Below are 10,121 nucleotides of genomic sequence, written 5' to 3'. Positions count from 1 at the left end.
TACCTAGACATAGATTACCAAAAATCTATAGTAGAGCTTCTCGTCAAGGGATTATTGTTCTAGGATTTATATCTTAGAAAGTTATAAAGCTGACTTTTGTGTTCTAAGCTAGAAAATTATATGGAAAACTCTTTCTTTTACTACGGTATTTGAAAAGGTACAAGACTGGTATATAGCGATTCCCAGTTAAGTGAGGTACAGATAATATTTTGAAACGCAAAGGGACGCGAAGTAAAGCGCAGAGGTACGCAGATATTTGTACCTCAGCAGACTAGGAAACACTATATTGGCTACGTTCAAGAGTTACCTGGTGCAAATGTCTAAGAAATGACTCTGGAAGAAGCGAGGGAAAGCTTAAATAAAATACCAATAGTTTCTATTTAGAATGCATCAATTTGGCTGTGCAGCGCTATACAAATGCCTATATATTTTAAAAATTCAACTCGGATTCTTATAGTTTAAAATATACCAAATACCATCATTACTTTTGGATAAAATACGATATCTTTCGTCAATCAATTCTAAAATCTTTGGAAACTCTTTTCTAATCAAAGACTGATAGTTATCAAGAATAAATATATAAGGAGGCTTGGATGAATCTAACTCCTTTAAAAGTTGCGGCCATTGTTCAGGTAAAAATAATTCAAGTGACCAGGCATTTAATGATGTTGCTTGAGTTCGTCCAGATAAGTAGTAAATAGAAGGATCGCCTGCAACGAAAATCTCACCAGCTAAACTTTCTGGCTGAGAGAGAAATTCAACCTCTGAACGAAGTGATGGATAATCTTTTCTAAATGCAGCCTGATATTGCAATTGTGTATCTTTAGTTAAAGCAAAGTTATTCTGAACTAAGGCGACAATCTTTGATTGCAAATTAAATAATAAAGGTAATAAAAATAAAATTGGTATCAAAATCTTAATTAGTCGTGAATTCGATTCTTTGAAAGGCTGCCATAATATATCTAAACCTTTAGCTGCTAAAATCCCTGTGGGTACAAATAGTAGTAAATAATGATAACTCCATAGTGACCTAGTTTGTAAAAAAATAATAGCCAGTCCAAAAATAAACCAAACAACAAATAGCAAAGTTAATAAATTTTTACTTTGACGCAATGAGACATTTACTGCAACAATAGCTAGTAAAATTAAAGTTACAAAACTCTTTAAAAACCATGCTGTTCCAAAAAGTAGCTTATATATACTAAAATCACCGCTAGCAACCACCTGACTTGGATATACAAAAAATGTTTTATATACAATTGCTAAACTATCAACCGAGGCAAAATAACTGACTACACCTAAAATAGGAAAAAGAACTCCAATAAAAATTGGCAGCAAAACCTCAATAATGTTTTCTTTGAATTTATGATGCTTAATTAATACGGAATGGAGTAATACAGTTAGCCAAAAGCCAATTAAAATCGGCAAAAATATTAATTTAAATATTAAGACTATTCCGCCCATCAAGCCTGAGAGCAAAAGTTGAAAAAATCTTGGTTTACCTTCACAACTAAAAGATTCATAAGTCAACCAAAGACATAAAAATAAAGGGAACCCAACTAGCCCTTCTACTTGAGTAAGTTGCCGATGGTATGAAGAAACATAGTAAGTACCAACTGTTAATAATGGCACTAAGCTTGCTATTGTCTGATGCCGAAAATAAGGTTTAAGAGTTAGTTGCAATATGATAGAGAAAAGTACCATATAAATAAGTTCAAATATATGGATACCAATTTCACTAAAACCAAATAAAGTTCCTGCTAAAAAGTAAAAGTAATAAATTCCTGGTTGCTTTAAATCCCAAAAATCTCGATACAGTACTTTTCCCTGTTGCATTTCTAAAGCACCTGTTGTAAATAGGGCTTGATCCCCTGAGAAAGGAAAAGGTAAATGTATAACACCAATTATGACAACAACAATCAAAATTAAAAAGTCAATCTTACTTAATTTAGAAATATTAATCATAAATTCTTATTCCAATTGAAGTGTAATAATAATGAAGCTCATTAAAATATCACGATTAGTTCAATTAGGCAATGTCTGCGAAAAGTCACCCCGTGTCTACGCAGTTGGCAAGTATCAATTGATTTTCGTTGCATTTACGTAAAAGTTAATGAAACTTAAATTCCCTAATTGTCTGGCTCGTCTATTTGTTTGAGAAATATTTGCCAGCTAGCTATGATTGATTATGATACTCCAGAGAGTGCTAGCAGCACTACTATCCAGACAGCAGGTGCATAATAGTTAAATGTTAAATTCACCCGACTATTGCTTGAAGTCCAACAAATGTTAAGCATCATCTGAAAGGAGATCAGGCGGGTACGGGTCGCAAATAATACAAAAATTTATTATTTATTAAGGATAAGGTTATGGCAACCGAACAGTTGACTAGAGACAGCGATAATCTAGATTTAAATCAGCTACTGAGAACCCTGAATGCTGTTAAGCAAGGTGATTTCTCTACTCGGATGCCCATAGATCATACTGGTGTAGCGGGAAAAATAGCTGATACGCTCAACGATATTATTGATCGAAATGAGCGAATGGCGGCGGAACTACAACGGATCGGTAACGTTGTCGGCAAAGAAGGCAAAATTGCTGAACGTGCCTCTCTCGGAGATGTTCGCGGTTCTTGGTCAGATTGCGTTACTTCTGTCAATACTCTAATTACAGATTTAGTTCAACCAACAGCTGAAACTACTAGGGTGATTCGGTCAGTCGCCAATGGTGACTTATCGCAAACGATCGCAACAGAAATTGATGGCAGACCCCTTCAAGGTGAGTTTCTGCAAACCGCGAATATCGTCAACACGATGGTAGATCGGCTCGGTTCCTTTGCTTCGGAAGTAACGCGAGTGGCGCGGGAAGTGGGAACCGAAGGTAAATTGGGCGTTCAAGCCGAAGTGCAAGGTGTTGCTGGCACTTGGAAAGATTTGACTGATAACGTTAACTTGATGGCGGGAAATCTCACCGGACAAGTTCGCAACATTGCCGAAGTTGCCACTGCGATCGCAAATGGTGACTTATCCAAAAAAATCACTGTTGATGTCAAAGGCGAAATTCTCGAACTCAAAAACACCGTCAACACGATGGTGGATCAGCTTAACTCCTTTGCAAGTGAAGTAACGCGGGTGGCGCGTGAAGTGGGAACTGAAGGGAAGTTGGGCGTACAAGCAGAAGTTAAGGGTGTAGCAGGTACTTGGAAAGATTTAACCGACAACGTTAACTTGATGGCAGGGAATTTAACAGCCCAAGTCCGTAACATTGCGGAAGTGACAACGGCGGTAGCAAATGGCGACTTATCTAAGAAAATCACTGTCAATGTGAAAGGCGAAATTTTAGAGTTGAAAAACACCGTCAACATCATGGTGGATCAACTTAATTCCTTTGCATCAGAAGTTACCAGGGTTGCCCGTGAGGTGGGTGCTGAAGGAAAATTAGGCGGTCAAGCAGAAGTTCGCGGGGTAGCGGGTACGTGGAAAGACCTTACCGACAGCGTAAACTTTATGGCGGGAAGCTTGACGGCACAAGTGCGGAATATTGCGGAAGTAACAACGGCTGTTGCAAATGGCGACTTATCTAAGAAAATCACTGTTGATGTGAAAGGTGAAATTTTAGAGTTGAAAAACACTATTAACACAATGGTGGATCAACTTAATTCCTTTGCATCAGAAGTGACAAGAGTTGCCCGTGAGGTGGGAACTGAGGGTAAGTTAGGCGTGCAAGCAGAAGTCCCAGGAGTGGCCGGTACTTGGAAAGATTTGACTGATAACGTGAACTTGATGGCGGGAAATCTCACCGGACAGGTGCGAAATATTGCCGAAGTTGCAACTGCGATCGCAAATGGTGATCTGTCTAAAAAAATCACCGTTGATGTCAGAGGTGAAATTTTTGAACTGAAGAACACCATCAATATCATGGTGGATCAACTTAGTTCCTTTGCATCAGAAGTAACAAGGGTTGCCCGTGAGGTGGGAAGTGAAGGTAAATTAGGTGTGCAAGCTGATGTGCGCGGCGTGGCTGGCACTTGGAAAGATTTAACTGACAGCGTGAACTTCATGGCGGGAAGTTTAACGGCACAGGTGCGAAATATTGCGGAAGTGACTACGGCGGTTGCAACAGGCGACTTATCCAAGAAAATCACTGTGGATGTGAAAGGAGAAATTCTGGAGTTGAAAAATACCATCAACACAATGGTGGATCAACTTAATTCCTTTGCATCAGAAGTAACAAGGGTTGCCCGTGAGGTGGGCAGTGAAGGGAAGTTGGGTGTGCAAGCAGAAGTTAAGGGAGTGGCAGGTACTTGGAAAGATTTGACTGACAGCGTGAATTTCATGGCGGGAAGTTTAACGGCACAGGTGCGGAATATTGCCGAAGTAACTACGGCGGTTGCAACAGGCGACTTATCCAAGAAAATCACCGTTGATGTCAAAGGTGAAATTCTGGAGTTGAAAAATACCATCAACACGATGGTGGATCAACTTAGTTCCTTTGCAAGTGAAGTAACACGGGTTGCGCGTGAGGTGGGAACTGAAGGGAAGTTGGGCGTACAAGCGGAAGTCAAAGACGTTGCTGGTACTTGGAAAGATTTAACCGACAGTGTAAACTTCATGGCGGGAAGCTTGACGGCACAGGTGCGGAACATTGCCGAAGTTACAACTGCGATCGCCAATGGTGACTTATCTAAGAAAATTACTGTTGCTGTCAAAGGCGAAATTCTGGAACTTAAGAATACCATCAATATAATGGTGGATCAACTCAACTCCTTTGCAAGTGAAGTGACGCGGGTTGCTCGTGAAGTGGGAAGTGAGGGTAAACTAGGCGTACAAGCAGATGTGCGCGGTGTAGCTGGCACTTGGAAAGACTTAACCGACAGCGTGAACTTCATGGCGGGAAGTTTAACGGCACAGGTGCGAAACATTGCCGCCGTTACCACAGCTGTAGCAAATGGCGACTTATCTAAGAAAATCTCCGTTGATGTTAAAGGTGAAATTTTAGAGTTGAAAAACACCGTCAACACAATGGTGGATCAACTCAACTCCTTTGCAAGTGAAGTGACGCGGGTGGCGCGGGAAGTGGGAACTGAAGGGAAGTTGGGCGTACAAGCAGAAGTTAAAGGTGTAGCCGGCACTTGGAAAGATTTAACTGACAGCGTAAACTTCATGGCGGGAAGTTTGACGGCACAGGTGCGGAACATTGCCGAAGTTACGACAGCCGTTGCAAACGGCGACTTATCCAAGAAAATCACTGTCGATGTAAAAGGCGAAATTCAGGAACTCAAAAACACCATTAATACAATGGTGGATCAGCTAAATTCCTTTGCATCAGAAGTAACAAGGGTTGCCCGTGAGGTGGGAACGGAAGGTAAATTAGGCGTACAAGCTTACGTCAGAGGAGTAGCTGGGACTTGGAAAGATTTAACAGACAACGTGAACTCGATGGCGGGGAACCTCACCGGACAAGTTCGCAACATCGCGGAAGTTACGAAAGCGGTAGCGAATGGCGACTTATCTAAGAAAATTACCGTCGATGCCAGAGGCGAAATTTTAGACTTGAAGAACACCACCAACACAATGGTGGATCAACTTAGTTCCTTTGCAAGTGAAGTAACGCGGGTGGCGCGGGAAGTGGGAACTGAAGGTAAGTTGGGCGGACAAGCCCAAGTGCAAGGTGTTGCAGGGACTTGGAAAGATTTAACAGATAACGTTAACTCGATGGCGGGGAACTTAACGGCACAAGTGCGCGGTATCGCCAGAGTTGTAACGGCGGTTGCTAACGGCGACTTGAAACGAAAACTAATGCTAGATGCTAAGGGAGAAATTGAAACCTTGGCAGAGACAATCAACGAGATGATTGATACCCTAGCGACATTTGCCAATCAAGTAACCACAGTAGCGCGGGAAGTGGGAATCGAAGGGAAGTTGGGAGGACAAGCTAGAGTCCCTGGGGCGGCTGGGACTTGGAAAGATTTAACGGACAACGTGAACGAATTGGCTGCTACACTGACAACTCAGTTGCGAGCGATCGCAGAAGTTGCTACAGCTGTAACTAAGGGTGATTTAACTCGTTCAATTGCCGTCGAAGCACTGGGCGAAGTAGCAATACTCAAAGACAACATCAACCAGATGATTGCCAACCTGCGGGAGACAACGCAGAAAAATACTGAGCAAGACTGGTTAAAAACTAACTTAGCCAAGTTTACCAGAATGCTGCAAGGGCAGCGAGACTTAGAAACCGTATCGAAACTAATTCTCTCAGAACTAGCACCATTGGTAGGAGCGCAACACGGCGTATTCTTCCTGATGGAGTCTGGGGAAAATACACCGTTCTTAAAACTAATTAGTAGCTACGCTTACCGGGAACGCAGACATTTAGCTAACCGCTTCCACTTGGGTGAAGGTTTGGTGGGACAATGCGCTTTAGAAAAAGAGCGAATACTGCTGACGGATGTACCAAGTGATTATGTCAGAATTACCTCTGGTTTAGGAGAAGCGGCTCCACTTAATGCCGTGGTGTTACCTGTACTCTTTGAAGGACAGGTGACAGCAGTCATAGAATTAGCATCCTTCCGCCGCTTTAGCGAAATTCATCTAACATTCTTTGACCAGCTTACCGAAAGTATAGCGATCGTCCTCAACACGATCGCAGCATCCATGCGAACCGAAGAATTACTCAAGCAGTCGCAATCTTTGGCTGAAGAACTCCAAACCCAGCAAAATGAACTCCGGGAAACCAACAAGCGCTTAGAACAACAAGCCCAGTCACTCAAAACTTCAGAAGACTTACTCAAAGGACAGCAAGAGGAACTGCAACAAACCAACGCTGAGTTAGAAGAAAAAGCAGAGTTGTTGGCGATGCAAAAGAAAGAAGTCGAGCGCAAAAATCGGGAAATTGAACAAGCAAGACTCTCTTTAGAAGACAAGGCTGAACAACTCGCCCTTTCTTCCAAATACAAATCTGAGTTTCTGGCTAATATGTCCCACGAACTGCGGACACCGTTGAATAGCTTGTTGATTTTGGCGAAATTGTTGGCAGATAACATCGATCACAATCTCAGTGCCAAGCAAGTTGAATATAGCCAGACAATTTACTCAGCCGGTACTGATTTGTTGGCGTTAATCAATGACATTCTGGATCTCGCTAAAATTGAATCTGGAACAATGTCAATTGACATGACCCAAATGCCCTTAGTAGACTTGGGCGAACAAATTGAGCGTACTTTCCGGCAAATCGCTCAAAACAAAAGACTTGCCTTTGCAATCGAACTTACTTCCGACTTACCCGCAACCATCTACACAGATGTCAAACGCTTACAACAAGTATTAAAAAATCTCCTTTCCAACGCTTTTAAGTTTACAGAACAAGGGGAAGTTCGCTTGCGAATTGCCCTAGCAAAACAGGGATGGAGCAACGACCAAGTAACTTTAAATAGCGCTCAAAATGTCATCGCCTTCTCAGTCAGTGATACAGGGATTGGCATCGCGCCCGACAAGCAAAAAGTTATTTTCGAGGCGTTTCAGCAAGCCGATGGCTCTACCAGTCGGAGATACGGCGGTACTGGATTAGGCTTATCAATTAGCCGCGAAATCGCCCGTCTCTTCGGTGGTGAAATTAAACTCACAAGTCAACCCGGCCAAGGTAGCACCTTTACATTCTTTTTCCCCCAATTAAGTCCTGAGTTTCGAGGGCTGAGTCCTGAGTCTACATCAACACAATCCATCACTCCCCACTCCTCACTCCCCACTCAGCACTCAGTACTGATTAATGACGATCGCGCTACTATTGCCGTAGGCGATCGCGTCTTGTTAATCGTCGAGGATGACGTAAATTTTGCCCGTATCCTCATAGATATGGCGCAACAACATGGATTCAAGGTGATAACAGCCCAAAATGGCAGTACAGGTTTAGCGCTAGCGCAGCAATTCCAGCCTTCAGCCATTTTGCTAGATATCAGGTTGCCAGAAATGGATGGTTGGACGGTATTAGATCGCCTCAAGCATGATCCAAATACCCGCCACATTCCTGTACACATCATGACAGTTGAGGAAGGAAGACAGCGTGGTTTGCAACTAGGTGCGATCGCATATCTACAAAAACCCTTAACTAGTGAGACAATATCTGAGGGGTTGACTAAAATTAAAGGTTTTGTTGAACGCCAGGTAAAAAATTTACTGGTAGTCGAAGACGACGACATTCAACGGCATAGCATTGTCGAGTTAATTGGCAATAGCGATGTTTCTACCATTGCTGTTGGCACTGGTGCAGCAGCGCTAGAAGCCATCCGCAACCAGCATTTTGATTGTCTTGTCCTTGATTTAGGGCTGCCCGACATGACCGGGTTTGAATTAATCGAACAGATTAAACTTCTACCTAACGGCAAAACATTGCCAATCATCGTTTACACCGGTAGAGAAATTAGCAAAGCTCAAGAAACTGAACTAAGGCGGATTGCTGAAACAATCATCATTAAAGATGTGCGATCGCCTGAGCGTCTCCTTGATGAAACAGCATTATTTTTACACCGAGTCCAAGCAAATTTACCAGCACCAAAACAACAAATACTCGAACAACTGCATTCCATAGACCACTTACTCGCTGGCAAAAAAGCGCTAATCGTAGACGACGATGTGCGGAATATTTTCGCGCTGACAAGTATGCTGGAGCGTTATCAAATACAAGTTTTATACGCTGAAAATGGTAGAGAGGGAATTAACCTATTGGAAACTACACCAGATATTGATGTTGTTTTGATGGATGTAATGATGCCAGAAATGGATGGTTACGATACAACACGCTTAATCCGCCAAAACGAGCAATTTCAATCTTTGCCGATTATTGCACTGACTGCTAAAGCCATGCAAGGCGATCGCGAGAAGTGCATTGAAGCAGGCGCATCTGATTACATCACCAAACCCGTAGATACTGAGCAACTGCTTTCACTCTTGCGTGTTTGGCTATACCGATAAAGGGGCAGGGAGCAGGGAGAAGGAGGAGTTATGAAAAACCTTGAAGATAAAGTGGCGTTGGTAACAGGTGGTACACGGGGAATTGGCAAAGGAATTGCTATTGGGTTGGCTGAGGCTGGGGCAACTGTATACGTCACCGGACGTAGCCTCAATAACTCTTCCAGTGATGGGGTTTCAGGGAGTCTTAGTGAAACCCAATCAGCTATTGACGAAATCGGTGGTGTGTGCATTCCTGTTCAAGTAGACCACAGCGACGATGAACAAGTGCGTTTACTATTTGAGCGCATCCAAGATGAGCAGGATGGACAACTCGATCTACTAGTAAATAATGCTTACTCAGGAGTTCAGGCAATAAGAAACGCTTTCGGGCAGCCTTTTTGGAATTGTGAACTAGGTATTTGGGATGCTAGCCACAATGTTGGTCTTCGTAGCCACTATATCGCAAGTGTTTTTGCCGCCCGAATGATGACCAAGCGGAACTCTGGACTAATTTGCACCATTTCATCGTGGGCGGGGATGTCTTATATATTTAATGCAGCTTATGGTGTTGGTAAAGCAGCGTGCGATCGCCTAGCGGCTGATATGGCTATTGAATTAAAACCCCATAATGTCGCTTCTGTTTCCATCTGGCCAGGTATTGTTGGGACTGAGCTTTTTTCCCGTTTTGCTTCTGAGATGAATCAAACCGATACTACTGAGGAAAAAAACTCATTCATTAGCGATCGCTACAACTGGGAAACTCCCTTATTAACTGGGCGGGTGATTGCTGCACTTGCTGGTGAATCAAATATCATGCGCCATACCGGACGTGTGCAGATTGTTGCTGAACTAGCTAGTAAATATGGAATTGTCGATGAAAATGGCGATCGGCCTGCATCGCTACGTTCTCTACGTTTTGTGCTACCGACTGCATTGCCAATACTGAGAAAGTATTCATCGCTCATACCCGATATTAAAATACCGTGGTCACTACTATTATTGAATGCCCTCAGTTCGCCTAAAATTTAATGGGAATTGGGAAGAAGTTAGAAAACTTGGTTCATCCACCTTTTATCTCCGTTAACGAGTCTTTAATATCCGTAAACAATCCCCAATTCCCCAATTCCCAATTCCAAAACAAGCTGTTTGTGATCATAAAACTTTGTATCCTAAATT

3 protein-coding genes are annotated in these 10,121 nt (G+C 42.7%); 2 read left to right on the top strand and 1 reads right to left on the bottom strand.

The annotated features are described in order from the left end of the window. Positions 1-438: 438 nt before the first annotated feature. Positions 439-1,965 (bottom strand): glycosyltransferase family 39 protein, encoded by a 1,527-nt coding sequence (locus tag VB732_RS34425; RefSeq protein ID WP_323235302.1) that lies wholly within the window; start codon positions 1,963-1,965, stop codon positions 439-441. Between the two features lie 404 nt (positions 1,966-2,369). On the opposite strand from VB732_RS34425, the gene VB732_RS34420 reads away from it, so the two are divergent. Then, positions 2,370-8,966, top strand: coding sequence for a HAMP domain-containing protein (locus tag VB732_RS34420; protein ID WP_323235301.1), 6,597 nt, complete (start codon positions 2,370-2,372; stop codon positions 8,964-8,966). A 30-nt stretch (positions 8,967-8,996) separates the two neighbouring features. Next, positions 8,997-9,974, top strand: a complete 978-nt coding sequence (locus tag VB732_RS34415; protein WP_323235300.1) for an SDR family NAD(P)-dependent oxidoreductase — start codon at positions 8,997-8,999, stop codon at positions 9,972-9,974. Positions 9,975-10,121: the final 147 nt, after the last annotated feature.

Source organism: Nostoc sp. UHCC 0252 (assembly GCF_034931145.1).
Lineage (GTDB): Bacteria > Cyanobacteriota > Cyanobacteriia > Cyanobacteriales > Nostocaceae > Nostoc.
The sequence above is the reverse complement of the archived record's forward strand: the minus strand, read 5'-3'. Positions and strand labels throughout refer to the sequence as shown.

Excerpts from the sequence above, each read along its gene's own strand:
- VB732_RS34425 (WP_323235302.1), bottom strand. The coding sequence starts at position 1,965 with ATGATTAATATTTCTAAATTAAGTAAGATTGACTTTTTAATTTTGATT.
- VB732_RS34420 (WP_323235301.1), top strand. The coding sequence starts at position 2,370 with ATGGCAACCGAACAGTTGACTAGAGACAGCGATAATCTAGATTTAAAT.
- VB732_RS34415 (WP_323235300.1), top strand. The coding sequence starts at position 8,997 with ATGAAAAACCTTGAAGATAAAGTGGCGTTGGTAACAGGTGGTACACGG.